Source organism: Pseudomonas sp. B21-053 (assembly GCF_026016365.1).
GTDB lineage: Bacteria > Pseudomonadota > Gammaproteobacteria > Pseudomonadales > Pseudomonadaceae > Aquipseudomonas > Aquipseudomonas nunensis.
In genome coordinates this window covers 6,102,880-6,120,419 of sequence record NZ_CP087205.1, presented here as the reverse complement: position 1 = coordinate 6,120,419, position 17,540 = coordinate 6,102,880, and the positions used below count along the sequence as shown (strand labels likewise).

Here is a 17,540-nt window from a genome sequence, read left to right as displayed (position 1 = left end):
TTCAACTTTGTTTCCGTCCGTGTGCAAAGGTGATGCGAAAGCAGCCGCCGCCTTGGCGTGGTTTGAAGTCTAGGCGGGCCTGGTTGCTTTCGCACAGCTCACGGGACAGATAAAGCCCCAGGCCAGTGCCCTGGCTACTGGTGGTGAAGAAGGGTTCGAACAAGTGCGCCTGCTGGTCCGGCGCCACGCCTGGGCCATTGTCCAGCACTTCGAGGACTGGCAGTTGGCTGTCGGTGTCGACAAACAGCTCCAGCCAGACCTCGGCCGTTTCATGGACCGAGCCACTGTGACGCCAGGCATTACGCAACAAGTTGTCGAGAATCTGCGTCAGTTGATTCGGGTCCATCAGCGTCGTGAAGTGGCCCATGCCTATGCGCAGGTGAATTTGCTGGCCTTCGGTAGCGGCCTCGCGGGTTTCGGCGACGTATTGCTCGATCCACGGCTTCAGATCGAGCCGTTGCGGTGCGGTTTGCTGGCGGCGGGACAGTTGCAGGACGTTTTCGATAACCCGATTCATTCGCTGAGAGTGGTCTTGGATAATCTGGGTCAGACGCCGATCCGCGCCGTTCAGTTCCTCGGATTCCAGCAGCAGCTGCGCGGCATGACTAACGGCGCCCAGCGGATTGCGGATCTCGTGGGCGATCCCGGCTGTCAGGCGACCCAGGGCAGCGAGTTTCAATTGCTGCGCCTGCTGGGCGATCTGGGCGAGGTCTTCGAGAAAGATCAGGGTCTGATGGTGCGGGCTCTGGTCCAGGGCGATGAAGCTCGGCTGCAGTTCCAGGCCGGAGCGGGCGATCTTCAAGCTCTGAGGGCGCAAGGTCGGGTTGTTGAGCCACAGTTGCAGGCGCTCGACCAGGATCGGCGAGTATTCATCGATCAACTGGCCTTCGAGACGCTCCTGACCGAGTAGTGACAGGGCGCTGTGGTTGGCCAGTTGCACCCGCCGCTGCTCATCGAGCACCAGAATCCCGGTGCGCATGCGTTGCAGGATCAAGGCGTTGAGGGCTTCGAGGCTGACCACTTCGCTGGCCCGCTGCTCGGCGAGGTGTTCGCTGACTTCCAGGCGTCGGATCAAACCTTGCACCAGCAACGCCGCGGCAAAGCACAGCGCGCCGAGGGTGCCGGCTTGCAGGTAGTCGCTGGGACTGGTGGGGCGGGTGAAGCTCAGCAGGAAGCTCAAGCCGACAATGCCAAGGGCCGCGACCGCCGCAATCAACAGGCCGATTCGCCCGCGCAGCAGGGTGTTGCCGATGGCCACCGACACAATCAGCAAGTTGCCAATGGCGCTGGCCACACCGCCGGCGGCATAGAGCAAGCCGCACAGCAGCAAGACGTCGACCAGCGTCAGGCTGAACAACTGCGCCGGGCGCCGGGTGTTCTCCAGGAACACCACCAGCAGGATGTTCAGCACCAGGTACAACCAACTGCCACTGCGCAGCAGATCGTTATTGGCGAACGTCAGCAACTGGTTGTCCATGTTGCTGGAGATCAACAGCACCAGGGTGATGCCGACGCTTAACCGGTAAAAATGATAAAGGCGCAGCAGTCGCTGGGCCTGTTTGCTGCCGGGGCTGGAAGCCTCAGCGATCACTGGAGCCCGGGCCTTGCTCAAGGTGAGCCTGGCTGCAATACCACTGTTGTTGAAGGTTCAGCGCACGATCGCGGGGCAGGTGCACACCACAGTGGGCGCAGCGCACCATCGGCGCCGAATCCAGCTCGGCATTGGGGCGAGGCGTGGAAGCGGATCCCTTGAACTTGCGCCAAAACCATACCGCTGCGGCAATCAGGGCGATCCAGAACAGTAAACGAACCATGGCGGGCTGCTTTTCGAATGATGATCAGGCAGTTTAGCCAAGGACATGTCAGGCGCACAGCGTAATAAATCGCTGAAATAAAAAAGGGAGACTCAAGAGTCTCCCTTTTTGCACAGCCTGTGGGGTTAGTCGAACACACCAAAGGTCATGTAGCTGAACCACGAACGGTCGCCGTTGTTGCCTTCCGCTTCGTGTTGCTCTTCCTCGATCACGTCGCCGTTTTCGTCTTTAGGCTTGAGATCGTTCGGAATCGCGTCTTTCGCGTCCTGGAACTGCTTCTGCACGTCCTGGTTGGCGCGGGTTTCACCCGGTGGCAGCGGCGGGCTGGATTCGATCAGGCCCAGAGTGGCCTTGCTCAGCCACGAACGGTTGTCCGCTTCGTCGACCGACGGCCGGAACTGACCGTCCACCAGGCTTGGGTGGTTCGGGTAGTTGAGCTTCAGGGTTTCGAGGCTGGTTTCGGCCAGTTCGTCCAGGTGCAGACGCTGGTAGGACTCGACCATCACCGCCAGGCCGTCACCGACCGATGGGGTTTCCTGGAAGTTTTCCACCACATAACGACCACGGTTCGCGGCAGCGACGTAAGCCTGACGGGTCAGGTAGTAGTCGGCGACGTGAATCTCGTAGGAAGCCAGCAGGTTGCGCAGATAAATCATGCGCTGCTTGGCATCCGGCGAATAGCGGCTGTTCGGGTAGCGGCTGGTCAGCTGGGCGAACTCGTTGTACGAGTCGCGGGCAGCGCCAGGGTCACGTTTGGTCATGTCCAGCGGCAGGAAGCGCGCCAGCAGGCCGACGTCCTGGTCGAAGGAGGTCAGACCCTTGAGGTAATACGCGTAATCCACGTTCGGATGCTGTGGGTGCAAACGAATGAAACGCTCAGCGGCAGACTTGGCAGCCTCAGGCTCGGCGTTCTTGTAGTTGGCGTAGATGAGCTCGAGTTGAGCCTGATCAGCATAGCGCCCGAACGGATAACGCGACTCCAGCGCCTTCAGCTTGGCTGTGGCGGCGGTGTAGCTATTGTTGTCCAGATCGGTCTGAGCCTGCTGGTACAGCTCGACCTCGCTCAGGTTTTCGTCGACGACTTCCTTCGATGAGCAAGCAGCGGTCAATGCGAGGATGGCGATCAGCAGCAGGTGTTTCACTTGCATGGCGGCTTGCGTCCCTATGACGGCCGCTGTCTTGGGCGGGGCCGTCCTGTTATGATGAGCGCCCCGTTGAATAGCCTCGGGGCAAAAGACGCCGTATTTAACCACAAGCGCGCAGCCGAAACCAAAGGCTGTGCCGACGCCTAGTCTGAGCATGTCCGATAAAATTGAACTTCGCGCAGAGGTGCCGTCCGAATTGGGCGGCCAACGCCTCGATCAAGTCGCCGCACAATTATTCGCTGAGCACTCGCGCTCGCGCCTTTCCGCCTGGATCAAAGACGGCCGCCTGACTGTGGATGGGGCGGTTATCCGCCCGCGAGACATCGTTCATGGTGGTGCCATTCTTGAACTCACTGCCGAGCAGGAAGCTCAGGGCGAATGGATCGCTCAGGACATCGAGCTGGACATCGTCTACGAAGACGACGACATCCTGGTGATCAACAAGCCTGCGGGCCTGGTGGTGCATCCGGCTGCTGGCCACGCTGATGGGACCTTGCTCAACGCCTTGCTGCACCACGTGCCGGACATCGTCAATGTGCCCCGCGCCGGTATCGTGCATCGCCTGGACAAGGACACCACCGGTCTGATGGTGGTGGCCAAGACCATTCAAGCGCAGACGCAATTGGTTACACAGTTGCAGAGCCGCAGCGTCAGCCGGATCTACGAGTGCATCGTGATTGGTGTGGTAACGGCCGGTGGCAAGATCAACGCGCCGATCGGTCGTCACGGCCAGCAACGCCAGCGCATGGCGGTGATGGAAGGTGGCAAGCAAGCCGTCAGCCACTATCGCGTGCTTGAGCGTTTCCGCTCCCACACGCATGTGCGGGTGAAGCTGGAAACCGGTCGTACGCACCAGATTCGCGTGCACATGGCTCACATCAACTACCCGTTGGTCGGAGATCCTGCCTACGGCGGTCGTTTCCGCATTCCGCCGGCAGCCAGTGTGACCATGGTCGAATCGTTGAAGGCGTTTCCGCGTCAGGCACTGCACGCGCGGTTCCTGGAGCTGGATCATCCGACCACCGGTAAGCGCATGAGCTGGGAATCGCCGCTGCCGGACGATTTCGTCTGGTTGCTGACCCTGCTCAAGCAAGACCGTGAGGCGTTCATCGGATGAGTGACTGGCTGATTCCCGACTGGCCTGCGCCTGCCGGGGTGAAAGCCTGCGTTACCACCCGTGCGGGCGGCGTCAGTCTGGCGCCGTTCGACAGCCTCAACCTCGGCGATCACGTCGATGACAGTCCTGAAGCCGTGGCCGAAAATCGCCGCCGCCTCACCGATCATTTCGCTATTCAACCGGCCTGGCTGCAACAGGTTCACGGCATTGTCGTGGCTCATGCAGACCCGAGTCAGGTCGTCACGGCCGACGCCAGTTGGACGCAAACCCCCGGTATCGCCTGCGCGGCAATGACTGCCGACTGCCTGCCCGCATTATTTTGCGACCGTGCCGGCACTCGCGTTGCGGCGGCTCATGCCGGTTGGCGTGGGCTGGCTGCAGGTGTGCTGGAGGCGACTCTCGATACTTTGGCTGTAGCGCCGGAAGACGTATTGGTCTGGCTCGGCCCGGCCATCGGTCCGCAAGCCTTTGAAGTCGGCCCGGAAGTACGGGAAGTCTTCATTCAGCAACTGCCTGAAGCGGCCAAAGCCTTCGTCCCGAGCCAGAACGCCGGCAAGTTCATGGCCGACATCTATGAGCTGGCGCGTTTACGCCTTGCGGCCCGTGGTGTCACCGCTGTTTATGGTGGCGGTTTCTGCACCGTGACCGATACTCGCTTCTTTTCTTACCGCCGCAGTCCTCGCACTGGTCGGTTTGCCTCCCTGATCTGGCTCGAACGCTAGAATTAGCTGACCTGCATCAACGTCACGACGCTTGAAACTCCCAGAATCGACCGCATCTATAACGGTATCTGGCAGGTTTCTTCATTCAGGATGGTTTCTTAGGTCCGGCCTGCTCAAAAGGAAGGTGACCCATGCGTATAGACCGTTTAACCAGCAAATTGCAGTTAGCCCTCTCCGACGCCCAATCCCTGGCCGTCGGCCTCGATCATCCGGGCATTGAACCGGCGCACTTGATGCAAGCGATGCTTGAACAGCAGGGTGGTTCGATCAAGCCCCTGCTGATGCAAGTCGGCTTTGACGTCAACAGCCTGCGCAAAGAGCTGACCAAAGAGCTCGATCAACTGCCGAAAATCCAGAACCCGACCGGCGACGTCAATATGTCGCAGGATCTGGCGCGTCTGCTTAATCAGGCCGATCGCCTGGCCCAGCAGAAGGGTGATCAATTTATCTCCAGCGAGCTGGTGTTGCTCGCTGCCATGGATGACAACAGCAAGCTCGGCAAGCTGTTGCTCGGCCAGGGCGTGAGCAAGAAAGCGCTGGAAAACGCGATCAACAACCTGCGTGGCGGCGAAGCGGTCAATGACGCCAACCACGAAGAGTCGCGCCAGGCTCTGGATAAATACACCGTCGACCTGACCAAGCGTGCCGAAGAAGGCAAGCTCGATCCGGTGATCGGCCGTGACGACGAAATTCGCCGGACCATTCAAGTCCTGCAACGCCGTACCAAGAACAACCCGGTGCTGATCGGTGAGCCTGGCGTGGGTAAAACCGCCATCGCCGAAGGCCTGGCCCAGCGCATCATCAATGGCGAAGTGCCGGACGGCCTCAAGGGCAAGCGCCTGTTGTCCCTGGACATGGGCTCGCTGATTGCCGGTGCCAAGTATCGCGGTGAATTCGAAGAACGCCTCAAATCCCTGCTCAATGAGCTGTCGAAGCAGGAAGGGCAGATCATTCTGTTCATCGACGAACTGCACACCATGGTCGGCGCCGGTAAAGGCGAAGGCTCGATGGACGCCGGCAACATGCTCAAACCGGCGTTGGCACGCGGCGAACTGCACTGCGTTGGCGCAACCACGCTCAACGAGTACCGCCAATATATAGAGAAGGACGCGGCCCTCGAGCGGCGCTTCCAGAAAGTGCTGGTGGAAGAGCCGAGCGAAGAAGACACCATCGCGATCCTGCGTGGCCTCAAAGAGCGTTATGAGGTTCACCACAAGGTGGCAATCACCGACGGCGCGATCATTGCGGCGGCCAAACTCAGCCATCGCTACATCACCGACCGTCAGTTGCCGGACAAGGCTATCGACCTGATCGACGAAGCCGCCAGCCGCATTCGCATGGAGATCGACTCCAAGCCGGAAGTGCTTGATCGTCTGGAGCGTCGGTTGATCCAGCTGAAGGTGGAATCCCAGGCGCTGAAGAAAGAAAGCGACGACGCGGCGAAGAAACGTCTGGAAAAACTCCAGGAAGAAATCGTTCGCCTAGAACGTGAGTATTCGGACCTCGAGGAAATCTGGAATTCGGAGAAAGCCGAAGTCCAGGGTTCGGCGCAGATCCAGCAGAAAATCGAACAGTCCCGTCAGGAACTGGAAGCCGCACGCCGCAAAGGCGACCTGAACCGCATGGCCGAGCTGCAATACGGGATCATCCCGGACCTGGAGCGCAGCCTGCAAATGGTCGACCAGCACGGCAAAAGCGAGAACCAGTTGCTGCGCAGCAAGGTGACGGAAGAAGAGATCGCTGAAGTCGTGTCGAAATGGACCGGCATCCCCGTGTCGAAAATGCTCGAAGGCGAGCGCGACAAGCTGATGAAGATGGAAAGCCTGTTGCACCAGCGTGTGATCGGCCAGAACGAAGCGGTGATCGCGGTTTCCAACGCGGTGCGGCGTTCTCGCGCCGGGTTGTCCGACCCGAATCGTCCGAGCGGTTCGTTCATGTTCCTCGGCCCTACCGGTGTCGGTAAAACCGAGCTGTGCAAGGCGCTGGCTGAATTCCTCTTCGATACTGAGGAGGCGATGATTCGCATCGACATGTCCGAGTTCATGGAGAAACATTCCGTGGCACGACTGATCGGCGCGCCACCAGGCTACGTAGGCTATGAAGAGGGCGGTTACCTGACCGAGGCGGTGCGTCGCAAGCCTTATTCGGTGATCCTCCTGGACGAGGTCGAGAAGGCCCACCCGGATGTGTTCAACATCTTGCTGCAAGTGCTCGAAGATGGCCGATTGACCGACAGTCATGGCCGCACGGTGGATTTCAAGAACACCGTGATTGTCATGACCTCCAACCTTGGTTCGGTGCAGATCCAGGAACTGGTGGGGGATCGTGAGGCGCAACGTGCGGCGGTGATGGATGCGATTTCCACGCACTTCCGTCCGGAGTTCATCAACCGGGTCGACGAAGTGGTGATCTTCGAGCCGCTGGCCCGGGATCAGATCGCCGGCATCACCGAGATCCAGTTGGGTCGCCTGCGCAGTCGCCTGACCGAGCGCGAGCTGAAACTGGAACTCAGCCCTGAGGCGATGGATAAGTTGATCGCCGTCGGCTACGACCCGGTCTATGGCGCACGGCCGCTCAAACGAGCGATCCAGCGCTGGATCGAGAACCCGCTGGCGCAGCTGATTCTGTCCGGGCGATTCATGCCGGGCGAGACCGCTGTCGGCCGTGTGGAAAACGACGAAATCGTTTTCGACTAAGGCGTAATGCCAGTGAAATAAAGAAGGCCTCGCATTGCGAGGCCTTTTTTTCGCCAGGCTGTTGAACTCAAAGGAAAAGGCTTGTAAAGTGCGCCCCGCAGTAAGTCACCCGGAAGGGTTTCTGCTCCCCAAGCGGAAATCTGAAATAAGTTGCAAATCATTAACTTGAATGCAATTTAGGGGGTTGACAGAGGTGCTTAAGATTGTAGAATAGCGCGCCTCAGACACACGAACGCAGCGATGCGAACGGGTCGAAGAGATGCAGCAAGCTTCACCGTTGTAAATTGAAATATGTAGTTCCGTGATAGCTCAGTCGGTAGAGCAAATGACTGTTAATCATTGGGTCCCAGGTTCGAGTCCTGGTCACGGAGCCAATTTCAAACCGGGGTATAGCGCAGTCCGGTAGCGCGCCTGCTTTGGGAGCAGGATGTCAGGAGTTCGAATCCCCTTACCCCGACCATTTTTGGGTCGTTAGCTCAGTTGGTAGAGCAGTTGGCTTTTAACCAATTGGTCGTAGGTTCGAATCCCACACGACCCACCATTTTTGAAACCAGTTAACGCTGGGATCAGATCTTAAGATCAGAGGCCAAAAGCGCTGATCGAAGAAGGCGACTTGTGAAGGTCGCCTTTTTTTTACCGGGGTATAGCGCAGTCCGGTAGCGCGCCTGCTTTGGGAGCAGGATGTCAGGAGTTCGAATCCCCTTACCCCGACCATATTAAAAATCCTCGTATCGAAAGATACGGGGATTTTTTTTGTCTTCGAAAAAGTGCAATCCCGCTTCAAGTCATCATACAACTTGCCGATAACGAGCGAACGGGGCGCATACAGCGCGTCCATTTCCAGCCATAAAAACAAAAGGCGCTCGTTATGTTGCTTCGTCAGCTGAATATTGCCCCTCGTGCGGCATTGGGTTTTGCCCTGATTGCGGTGCTGGTGGCGTTGCTCGGGGTGTTCGCACTGGGGCAGATGTCGAGCATTCGAGACAGCGAGGTGGCGGTTGAAAGCCAATGGTTGCCGAGCATCCGTGGCGGCGATGAAATCCGCGAGATCATGCTGCGCATCCGCACCATCTCCCTGCGCATGGCCCTGGATCAGGACCCGAAGAACATTCCTCAGTACCGTAGCCAGATGGACACCCGGGACAAGGAGCTGAGCGACAAGATTGCTGCCTACGACAAATTGGTCAACACCGCCGAAGGCAAGCAGTTGTATGACCAGTTCAAGAGCACCTTCGCCGCTTACCGCTCGGGTATCGCCCAATCGTTCACCCTGGCCGAGCAGGGCCGTCGCGATGAGCTGACCAAGCTGCTGCTGGTGGACATGAAGACCGTGGTCGATGGCTCCGGCAAACAGCTGAATGACCTGGCGGACCTGTTCGCCAAACAAGTCGCCGCCGAGAGCCAGAAGTCCGCGGCGCACTACGAAACCTCGCGCACCATCGTCAGCCTGTTCATCGGCCTGGCGGCGCTGGCCACCGTCGGCCTGGCGATGTTGCTGACCCGCAGCATCGTGCGTCCCTTGAATGAAGCGGTAAACGCCGCCGAGAACGTGGCCCGGGGCGATCTGACCAACCCGATTGAAACCCATGGCAGCGATGAAGTCAGCCGGTTGCTCAAGGCGCTGGCGACGATGCAGCAGAATTTGCGTGAAACCCTGCAAGGCATCAGCGGCTCGGCCACTCAGTTGGCCACGGCGGCCGATGAATTGAACGCGGTCACCCTCGATAGCACCCAGGGCCTGCAACAGCAGAACAACGAGATCGAGCAGGCTGCCACGGCCGTCAACGAGATGACCACCGCCGTGGAGGAAGTCGCACGCAACGCGGTGTCTACGTCCGACGCTACGCGTCAGTCCAGCGAGTCGGCGCACCTGGGCCAGGAGCGGGTCAGCGAAACCGCCAGCGCGATCAGCGCCCTTGCCAGCGACGTGCAGCACACCGGTGAGTTGGTGCAGTCCCTGGCCAATCAATCCCAGGACATCGGCAAGGTGCTGGACGTGATTCGCGCCATCGCCGAGCAAACCAATCTGTTGGCGCTCAACGCCGCAATTGAAGCGGCGCGGGCGGGGGAGAGTGGTCGCGGTTTTGCAGTGGTGGCCGACGAAGTGCGGGCGCTGGCCCATCGCACCCAGCAATCGACCCAAGAAATCGAACAAATGGTCCAGGGCATGCGCAGTGGCTCGACCCTGGCGCTGGATTCCATGCAAGCCAGCGCTTCCCGGGCTGCCAGCACGCTGGTTTTGGCCGAGCGCGCCGGCGAGGCGTTGCAGACCATCACCGCGTCGGTGCATGAGATTCACGAGCGCAACCTGGTGATCGCCAGCGCCGCCGAAGAACAGGCGCAAGTGGCGCGGGAAGTCGATCGCAACCTGGTGAATATCCGCGACCTGTCGGTACGCTCCGCCGCCGGTGCCGATCAGACCAGCGCCTCCAGCCATGAGCTGTCAAAACTGGCCAATGCCCTGCAGGGCATGGTGCAACGCTTCCGCGTGTAAATCTGTCAGGCACAAAAAAGCCGCACTTCCCGTCGAGGGATGCGCGGCTTGTTTGTTCTGAGGCTTAGGCGCCGTCTTGGTCTTTCAGGTGTTCGAACAGGCCTTTTGGCATTTTCTTGCCGTTGGCTTCGAAGTTGGCTTTCACGTTGTTGTAAGCCTCTTGCTCGTCGATGAAGCCGTCATGGTTGGTGTCGATCTTGTCGAAGTTGGACTTCGGCGCGACGGCCTGGAATTCGGCACGGGATACTTTGCCGTCGCCATCGGTGTCGGTCTTGGCCATCGACGCATCGCCGCATTTGCCTTCGCCACACTTGCCTTCAGGGGTTTTCACCGTTTGCTCGGCCGATGCCAGCAGGTAGCCTTGGGTCAGTGGCTGGGCCGCGAATACGGAACCAGTCAACATCATGCCACCGGCCAAAACAGCGCCGAGCAGACCGATAGTGTTTTTAGTAGTACGGGACATTTGAAATCTCCTGGGTTGCACGACACAACCGCTCGATAAAGGATGCCGCGTAGTGCGGCGTTAACCGAAGCAGGCGGTGCCTTGCTCGGGTGTGGCCATTTAGCCGGGCGGGTGTATCGCTACTGTGTCGTGCAAGGGGGAGTTTGTAAGCGAAGGGGCGAAATCGTGGGGCGGGATACAGTGAGACACAGATCTACAGGCTGGTGAGCAAAAAATTTGGGAGCGAGCCTGCTCGCGAAGACGGTTTAACAGCCAACATTGATGTTGAATGTAATGGCCTCTTCGCGAGCAGGCTCGCTCCCACAGGGATGTGTGTTAATGCAATTTAAGTCGCGGCTCGGTCCCACGCCCAATCTTGCTACCCAGCATCAACATCGCCGTGCGGAACGCTCCATACAGCGCCATCTGGTGCATCCGGTACAGCGACACGTAAAACATCCGCGCCAGCCAGCCTTCCAACATCACACTGCCGGTAAGGTTGCCCATCAAGTTACCCACAGCCGAAAAACGCGACAGCGAGATCAGCGAACCGTAGTCGGTGTATTTGTATTCCGGCAACGCCTTGCCTTCGATCCGCAGCTTCAGGGATTTGGCTAGCAACGACGCCTGTTGATGTGCAGCCTGGGCGCGTGGCGGCACGTTGCGGTCGGTGCCCGGTTGCGGGCAGGCGGCGCAGTCACCGAAGGCGAAGATGTTCTCGTCGCGGGTGGTTTGCAGGGTCGGCAGCACTTGCAGCTGATTGATGCGGTTGGTTTCCAGGCCATCGATGTCCTTCAGGAAACCCGGAGCACGAATCCCGGCGGCCCAGACTTTCAGGCTGGCGTTGATCACTTTGCCATCGGCGGTGATCAGGCTTTCGGCCGTGACTTCGCTGACCGCCGCATTGGTCATCACGTTGACCCCGAGTTTCTCCAGGGTTTTATGCACCGGCCCGCCGATGCGTTCCGGCAGGGCGGGCAGCACCCGAGGCCCGGCTTCGATCAGGGTGATGTGCATGTTTTCCGGTTTGATCCGGTCCAGACCGTAGGCCGCCAGTTCATGTGCAGCGTTGTGCAGTTCTGCCGCCAGCTCAACGCCGGTGGCACCAGCGCCGACGATGGCCACGCTAATCTGTTCCACCACATCGGTTTGCCCGGCATGGGCGCGCAGGTAGTGGTTGAGCAGTTGCTGATGGAAACGCTCGGCCTGTTTGCGGGTGTCGAGGAACAGGCAATGCTGCGCCGCGCCCTGGGTGCCGAAATCGTTGGTGGTGCTGCCGACCGCGATCACCAGCGAGTCGTAGCCCACTTCGCGCGCCGGGACCAGTTCAATACCGGCTTCGTCATACGTGGCGGCCAACTGGATTTTTTTCTGTGCGCGATCGAGCCCGCTCATGCGCCCCAGCTGGAACTCGAAGTGGTTCCATTTCGCCTGGGCTACATAGTTGAGTTCGTCTTCGGAAGAGTTCAGCGATCCGGCCGCCACCTCGTGCAACAGCGGTTTCCAGATGTGGGTCAGGTTCGCGTCGACCAGCATCACACTGGCCGTGCCACGCTTGCCCAGAGTCTTACCCAGACGGGTAGCCAACTCCAGACCGCCGGCGCCGCCGCCAACGATGACAATACGATGAGTCATGGGGATATCTCGCAAGGCTAAAAGAAATCGGTGCGATTACCCGAGCGAGCGCGAGGCAGCTCATAGCGTCAGGTAACCGATAAGGCGGCTCAACAAGCCCAAGCCAATGGTCACTGCCAGCACCAGCACCAGGAGCATCCACGGCCGGAAAGGCCGGCGCTCGACTCGGTGTTGGGACAAGTGCAGGTACTCTTCGACATGCTTCTGGTCGTCTGGGTTCAGGCGGCTGGTCATATTGGGCCTCGTCAGGGGTAGACGTTGCTGAATGTGTAGAAGCTACAGGCTGATTTAACGAACGTTGAACGGAGCATAGCCGCTGTCGGGGATCGGCTCGACGCTCACCGTGTCGTCCAGTCGAATGATTCCACTTTGTAACACTCGGGCAGTGATTCCGCCATGGCCGCGAACCGCTTGAAAAGTCCCGGGGCCGAGGTTGTTTTGCAAGCGTGCGCACGGTTGGCACCAGCCTGTGGTTTCGAAAATCGCCTGGCCAATCTTGAAGCGCCGGCCCTTGAGGCTGAACAAGTTGATGCCGCTGACGACGATGTTGCGCCGCAGGTCATTTGGCAGCACCGGTTGATCCTCCGGGCGGCCCATCAGCGAATTGATCACCGCCAGGTGTTCCCACTGAATCAACGTCACCTGCCGCGCATTGCGTACACCGGGGCGGGCCTTGTCGCCGGTCAAACCGGCCTCAAGGCGCGCTTCCACGACGTCCAGTTCAATCATCGGCACATGCGACGCCGGGCGCACGCCGATCCAACGCACGCGGCCGATTTGTGGGACTTCGGCAATCAACTCCTGCAATGGGCTCACAGGCTGATCCCGACGTCGAAGACGATGCTGCGTCCCAGGTTGCTGCGCAGGAAATCCGGCGCGTCGGGATGTGCGAACAGCACACGGGCGAACGTCGGCCCGACCAGTGACAACGAGCGCCAGCCCTGGCGCAGGTACTCAGTCGGTGGTGGGAAGTGGCTGTTGAGGTCCAGCACTTCGCGCTTGAGGCTGGCGAAGGCGATGATGTCCAGCTCGCCCAGATCCATGCCGCGCTCTTTGTAGTTGTGGGCTTTTTTGCGCAAGGTCGGCGCCAGTCTCAGCAGGAATTCATTGGCCGGAATGCGCCGGGGCTTGGCCTCGCGGCGCACCAGCGAACTCAGGGAAAACGCGCTGCGTCGGCGTTGCAGTTCGTCGCGCCATTCGTCGTTGAGGCGCCGGCCTTCGTCGAGCACGAAGAACACCTCGAAACTGGCATCGCGAAACAGCACGTCCGGCGGCTCACCGGCGGGGGCGAATTCGTCGGCGCGATAGGGAATGTTCAGGCCTTGCAGCAGGCGCTGGCAGACCCAACGCTCACGCTCCCATTTGCGGGCATTGGACAGGAACGCGTTGGCTTGCTCGGCCGCGATGGTCAGCAGGCGTAAATAATCTGAGTCATCCATAGGCCCAAGCTTAGCGTTCAAATGCGACAAGCAGAAAGCTTTGCATCCACTGGAGGCACATTTGCGCCGGTGTATGCTGGCATGGAGCCGTAATCCAACAAGGAGTGTGTCGTGGTGTTCAAGGGGATGGCGTCATGATCGGCGCAGAGTTGCTTTCACCGCAAAGCCTGGCGGTCGGCTGGCTGATTTACGTACCCGTGGTGATCTGGGCGATCTGCCGTGCGCCGTGGGTCGAGTTGTTCACCGACAGTCGCCGTCAACATTTGCTGTTCGGCACGGTGTTCGCGCTGTTTATGTTGTGGCTGGTGCGACGAGATTTCGATACGGGCGTGTCGTATCACTTTATCGGCATGACAGCCGTGACGTTGCTGCTGGACTGGCCGCTGGCGATTCTCGGTGGGTTGATCGCGCAACTGGGTTTGGTGGCGCTCGGGCGTCAGGACCTGGCCGCCGTCGGGGTGAATGGCGCGTTGATTATTCTGCTGCCGGTGCTGGTCACCGAATGCTGCGCGATCCTGGTCGAGCGTGCGCAGCCGCGTAATCCGTTTGTGTATATCTTCGTTTCCGGTTTCTTTGCAGCAGCGCTGTCGGCGTTGCTGTGCCTGCTGCTGGCGCTGACATGGCTGTGGTTCGACGAACGTTTCGCGATGCCGTACTGGCTGGAAGATTTTGTCGGCTATCTGTGGCTGCTGATTTTTCCCGAAGCGTTTATCAACGGCATGATCATCAGCGCGCTGGTGGTGTTCAGTCCCGAGTGGCTGGAGACCTTCAACCGCACTCGCTACCTTTCGGCGCCGTGGAAGGACGACGATCCCAAGTCTTGATCCACATCAAACCGGTTTGACGCTCGCCAACTCATGCTCGGCAAAACCTTCAGGAGCATCGAAATGAGCGTCTATGAATGGGCAAGGCAGGAGTTGCGTCACAGTCTGGATGCTGCGCAGGAAGTGGGGTTTGATCCGGGGTTGAGCCTGCGCGCCTTGCTCAGTGCGGTGGTGCAGCAGAGCAAGGCGGTGCGCAGTGTCGAGGATCTGGCGGATGAGTTGCAGTTTCTCGCCGAGAACCTCGATGACAGTCAGGACTACGGTTTTATGCGGCCCTGATGCCTGTGGATAAAGACGGAAGTCAGTGACGCGGTTCGAAGTCTTCGCTGAACAGGTCGTCCTCGGCATCCGGGCTCACCGGGATCTTGTGTTCTTCCGACGCCCAGGCACCCAGGTCGATCAGTTTGCAACGGTCCGAACAGAAAGGCCGGTAGGTATTGGTGGCGCTCCATTCGACAGGGGCACCACAGGTTGGGCAATTGACGGTTGGGGTCTGGCTCATGACTGGCTTCCACGCAAAGTTAAATAAAAGTGATGCAGGCGCTCGACCTCGCTGTGCAGCCAGGCGAGGTCGCGGTCGTTGACCACCACATCGTCGGCATGGCTCACGCGGTCCTGGCGGCTGGACTGGGCCTTGAGGATCGCCTGGACCTGCTGCTCGCTGATCTGGTCGCGCTGCAGGGTGCGTTCGATCTGTAGTTGTTCCGGGACGTCGATCACCAGCACCCGTTGGGTCATGGTGTATTGGCCGGACTCGATCAACAGCGGCGATACCAGAATCGCATACGGCGATTTTGCCTTGGCCAGATGCTCGACGATTTCCTCGGCGATCAGCGGATGCAGCAGCGCTTCGAGCCAGCGGCGTTCTTCCGGGACTTCGAAGATCAGCTTGCGCAGCGCCGCACGATCGAGTTGCCCGTCGGCTTGCAGCACGCCAGGGCCGAAATGCTCGGCAATTTTCGCAAGCGCCGGGCGACCCGGTTCCACTACCCAGCGCGCCGCGTGATCAGCATCGACCACGTGCACACCGAGGTCGATGAAGTGCTGGGCCGCCGCGCTTTTGCCGCTGCCGATGCCGCCGGTCAGGCCGAGAATCCAGGGTTTTTCCACAGGGGTATTCATTTCAAACCGACAAACTGCCAATAGAAGTCGGTTATTTGACCACCCCAGAGCAACGCAATCCAGCCGGCAATTGCCAGATAGGGGCCGAAGGGGATCGGCGTCGAGGTTTTCGCGTCACGCAAGCGCAGCAAAATCACCCCGAGAATGGCTCCTACCAGCGATGACAATAGGAGGGTCAGCGGCAGCACTTGCCAACCGCCCCAGGCCCCGAGCATTGCCAACAACTTGAAGTCGCCATGGCCGATGCCGTCCTTGCCGGTGATCAGTTTGAACAGCCAGAACACCGACCACAGCACCAGGTAACCGGCCACCGCACCCCACAATGCATCGTGCAACGGCACGAACAGCTCGAAGCTGTTGACGATCAGCCCCAGCCACAACAACGGCAGCACCAGGACATCGGGCAACAGTTGATGCTCGGCATCAATCAGGCTCATCGCCAATAGGCCCCACGTCAGCACCAGCAGCAGGCCGGCAGGCCAACCGAAACCGAACTGCCAGGCAATGAATGCCGAAAGCAGACCGCAGGCCAGTTCGGTCAGTGGGTAGCGCTTGCTGATCGGTGCCGCGCAGTTCGAGCAGCGACCGCGCAACAACACGTAACTGAGCACCGGAATGTTTTCCCAGGCGCGGATCTTCTGGGCGCAGTGCGGGCACTGGGAATGGGGCAGCATCAGGTTGTAGGTCGGCGGAGGCGTTTCGATGGGCAGGCCGAGGACGTCGTGAGCCTGCGTTCGCCATTCCCGTTCGAGCATTTTCGGCAGGCGCCAGATCACTACGTTGAGGAAGCTGCCGACCAGCAGGCCGAGCACCAGCGCCGTGATGACGAAGGCCAGCGGATAGAGGGTCAGGTAGTCGGTCAAGGGCATGTCAGATCGCTGAGCCGAGTTGGAAAATAGGCAGGTACATCGCAACTACCAGCCCGCCAACGACAACGCCGAGCACTACCATAATGAACGGCTCCATCAGGCTGGTGAGGTTGTCGACCATGTTGTCCACTTCGTCCTCGTAGAAGCTGGCGACCTTGTCGAGCATGTCGTCCAGCGAACCCGACTCTTCGCCGATGGCGGCCATCTGGATTGCCATGTTCGGGAAGATGCCGGAGGTGCGCATGGCGAAATTCAACTGCATGCCGGTCGAGACGTCCTGCTTGATACGCAGCACCGCGCGTTTGAACACGATGTTGCCGGTGGCGCCGGCCACCGATTCCAGCGCATCCACCAGCGGCACCCCGGCGGCGAAGGTGGTCGAGAGCGTGCGGGCGTAACGCGCCACGGCGGACTTGTACATCAGCGCGCCCACCAGCGGCAGTTTCAGCAGCCAGGTGTCCATCCGGTCGCGAAAGGGTTGCGACTTCTTCATTGCGCGACGAAAACCGAAGATCGCGGCGATCAGCGCGCCGAGCATCAGCCACCACCACTCCTGCATGAACTCCGACAGGTTGATCACCATCAGGGTAAAGGACGGCAGCTCGGCGCCAAACCCGGCGAACACCGTCTTGAATTGCGGCACCACTTTGACCAGCAGAATCCCGGTGACGATGATCGCGACAAACACCACGGCCAGCGGATAGGTCATGGCCTTCTTGATCTTGGCCTTGAGCTGTTCGCTCTTTTCCTTATAAGTGGCGACCCGATCCAGCAGGGTATCGAGTGCGCCGGCCTGTTCACCGGCATCCACCAGGTTGCAGTACAACTCGTCGAAATACTGCGGCTTCTTGCGCAGGGACGCGGCGAAGCTGTTGCCCGCCGCGACTTCCTGTTTCACCTCGTCCACCAGTTTGCGCATGGCCGGGTTGTCGAAGCCTTCGCCAATGATGTCGAACGACTGCAACAGCGGCACACCAGCCTTCATCATGGTCGCCATCTGCCGGGTGAACAGGGAAATGTCCTGGGCCTTGATGCGTTTGCCCAGGCTGAAAATCGACGCGGATTTCTTGCGCACCTTGCCCGGGTTGATCCCTTGCTTGCGCAATTGCGCCTTGATCAGCGCCGGGTTTTGACCGCTCAACTCGCCGGTCATTTTCGTGCCTTTCTTGTCCGTGCCTTCCCAGGCGTACACGCTGATTTTTGCTGCCTTGACCGCCATGT

At 59.7% G+C, this 17,540-nt stretch carries 18 protein-coding genes and 4 tRNA genes; 10 read left to right on the top strand and 12 right to left on the bottom strand.

The features are described 5' to 3' along the window. Window position 1 precedes the first annotated feature (1 nt). From LOY68_RS27420 to LOY68_RS27410, 3 genes are all read right to left on the bottom strand, one after another. Window positions 2–1,591 (bottom strand): sensor histidine kinase, encoded by a 1,590-nt coding sequence (locus LOY68_RS27420; protein ID WP_265045838.1) that lies wholly within the window; start codon window positions 1,589–1,591, stop codon window positions 2–4. Then, window positions 1,581–1,814 (bottom strand): PP0621 family protein, encoded by a 234-nt coding sequence (locus LOY68_RS27415; RefSeq protein ID WP_265040969.1) that lies wholly within the window; start codon window positions 1,812–1,814, stop codon window positions 1,581–1,583. Before LOY68_RS27415 ends, LOY68_RS27420 begins: the two co-directional genes overlap by 11 nt. 125 nt (window positions 1,815–1,939) lie before the next feature. Then, the gene (locus tag LOY68_RS27410) at window positions 1,940–2,962 is read right to left on the bottom strand and encodes an outer membrane protein assembly factor BamD (protein ID WP_163911753.1); all 1,023 of its coding nucleotides are present in this window, start codon (window positions 2,960–2,962) and stop codon (window positions 1,940–1,942) included. 151 nt (window positions 2,963–3,113) lie between these two features. Between LOY68_RS27410 and rluD the strand changes: the two genes are divergently transcribed. The 8 genes from rluD (at window position 3,114) to LOY68_RS27370 (ending at window position 9,988) form a co-directional block, all read left to right on the top strand. After that, the gene (rluD, locus tag LOY68_RS27405) at window positions 3,114–4,076 is read left to right on the top strand and encodes a 23S rRNA pseudouridine(1911/1915/1917) synthase RluD (RefSeq protein WP_054051336.1); all 963 of its coding nucleotides are present in this window, start codon (window positions 3,114–3,116) and stop codon (window positions 4,074–4,076) included. Beyond that, the gene (gene pgeF / locus LOY68_RS27400) at window positions 4,073–4,798 is read left to right on the top strand and encodes a peptidoglycan editing factor PgeF (RefSeq protein ID WP_265040966.1); all 726 of its coding nucleotides are present in this window, start codon (window positions 4,073–4,075) and stop codon (window positions 4,796–4,798) included. The genes rluD and pgeF overlap by 4 nt, the downstream gene beginning before the upstream one ends. 131 nt (window positions 4,799–4,929) lie before the next feature. Continuing rightward, entirely contained in the window at window positions 4,930–7,494 is a 2,565-nt protein-coding gene (gene clpB / locus LOY68_RS27395) for an ATP-dependent chaperone ClpB (protein ID WP_054051331.1), read from the top strand. A 298-nt stretch (window positions 7,495–7,792) separates the two neighbouring features. After that, window positions 7,793–7,868, top strand: a tRNA-Asn gene (locus LOY68_RS27390). A 9-nt stretch (window positions 7,869–7,877) separates the two neighbouring features. Continuing rightward, window positions 7,878–7,954, top strand: a tRNA-Pro gene (locus tag LOY68_RS27385). Window positions 7,955–7,959: 5 nt separating this feature from the next. Further along, window positions 7,960–8,035: transfer RNA gene (locus LOY68_RS27380), tRNA-Lys, on the top strand. Between the two features lie 96 nt (window positions 8,036–8,131). Continuing rightward, window positions 8,132–8,208: transfer RNA gene (locus tag LOY68_RS27375), tRNA-Pro, on the top strand. A gap of 154 nt (window positions 8,209–8,362) precedes the next feature. Further along, window positions 8,363–9,988: a methyl-accepting chemotaxis protein gene (locus tag LOY68_RS27370; protein WP_265040964.1), complete on the top strand. Its 1,626-nt coding sequence runs from the start codon at window positions 8,363–8,365 to the stop codon at window positions 9,986–9,988. Window positions 9,989–10,052: 64 nt separating this feature from the next. On the opposite strand, the gene LOY68_RS27365 is transcribed toward LOY68_RS27370, so the two are convergent. The 5 genes from LOY68_RS27365 to LOY68_RS27345 all read right to left on the bottom strand — a co-directional run bounded on the left by LOY68_RS27365 (window position 10,053) and on the right by LOY68_RS27345 (window position 13,504). Further along, on the bottom strand, window positions 10,053–10,451 hold the full coding sequence (locus LOY68_RS27365; RefSeq protein WP_054616655.1) for a hypothetical protein: 399 nt from the start codon (window positions 10,449–10,451) through the stop codon (window positions 10,053–10,055). A 315-nt stretch (window positions 10,452–10,766) separates the two neighbouring features. After that, window positions 10,767–12,065, bottom strand: a complete 1,299-nt coding sequence (locus LOY68_RS27360) for an NAD(P)/FAD-dependent oxidoreductase (RefSeq protein ID WP_054051324.1) — start codon at window positions 12,063–12,065, stop codon at window positions 10,767–10,769. A gap of 60 nt (window positions 12,066–12,125) precedes the next feature. Then, entirely contained in the window at window positions 12,126–12,299 is a 174-nt protein-coding gene (locus tag LOY68_RS27355) for a DUF3094 family protein (RefSeq protein ID WP_054051322.1), read from the bottom strand. 54 nt (window positions 12,300–12,353) lie between these two features. Next, window positions 12,354–12,881: an MOSC domain-containing protein gene (locus tag LOY68_RS27350; protein WP_265040961.1), complete on the bottom strand. Its 528-nt coding sequence runs from the start codon at window positions 12,879–12,881 to the stop codon at window positions 12,354–12,356. Beyond that, on the bottom strand, window positions 12,878–13,504 hold the full coding sequence (locus LOY68_RS27345; protein WP_008154887.1) for a DUF1780 domain-containing protein: 627 nt from the start codon (window positions 13,502–13,504) through the stop codon (window positions 12,878–12,880). Before LOY68_RS27345 ends, LOY68_RS27350 begins: the two co-directional genes overlap by 4 nt. A gap of 134 nt (window positions 13,505–13,638) precedes the next feature. Between LOY68_RS27345 and LOY68_RS27340 the strand changes: the two genes are divergently transcribed. Then, window positions 13,639–14,328, top strand: coding sequence for an energy-coupling factor ABC transporter permease (locus LOY68_RS27340; RefSeq protein ID WP_054051318.1), 690 nt, complete (start codon window positions 13,639–13,641; stop codon window positions 14,326–14,328). A 63-nt stretch (window positions 14,329–14,391) separates the two neighbouring features. Further along, on the top strand, window positions 14,392–14,607 hold the full coding sequence (locus LOY68_RS27335; RefSeq protein ID WP_054051316.1) for a hypothetical protein: 216 nt from the start codon (window positions 14,392–14,394) through the stop codon (window positions 14,605–14,607). 22 nt (window positions 14,608–14,629) lie between these two features. Here LOY68_RS27335 and yacG read toward each other — a convergent pair whose 3' ends face one another. From yacG to LOY68_RS27315, 4 genes are read right to left on the bottom strand one after another with little or no spacing between them, the layout of a single operon-like run. Further along, window positions 14,630–14,830, bottom strand: a complete 201-nt coding sequence (yacG, locus tag LOY68_RS27330) for a DNA gyrase inhibitor YacG (protein WP_054051315.1) — start codon at window positions 14,828–14,830, stop codon at window positions 14,630–14,632. Beyond that, window positions 14,827–15,450, bottom strand: coding sequence for a dephospho-CoA kinase (gene coaE / locus LOY68_RS27325; protein ID WP_265040957.1), 624 nt, complete (start codon window positions 15,448–15,450; stop codon window positions 14,827–14,829). Before coaE ends, yacG begins: the two co-directional genes overlap by 4 nt. Next, a complete protein-coding gene (locus tag LOY68_RS27320) occupies window positions 15,447–16,319 on the bottom strand; it encodes a prepilin peptidase (RefSeq protein WP_265040955.1) in 873 nt (290 codons plus the stop codon). The genes coaE and LOY68_RS27320 overlap by 4 nt, the downstream gene beginning before the upstream one ends. Before the next feature lies 1 nt (window position 16,320). Next, window positions 16,321–17,538: a type II secretion system F family protein gene (locus tag LOY68_RS27315; protein ID WP_265040954.1), complete on the bottom strand. Its 1,218-nt coding sequence runs from the start codon at window positions 17,536–17,538 to the stop codon at window positions 16,321–16,323. Window positions 17,539–17,540 lie beyond the last annotated feature (2 nt).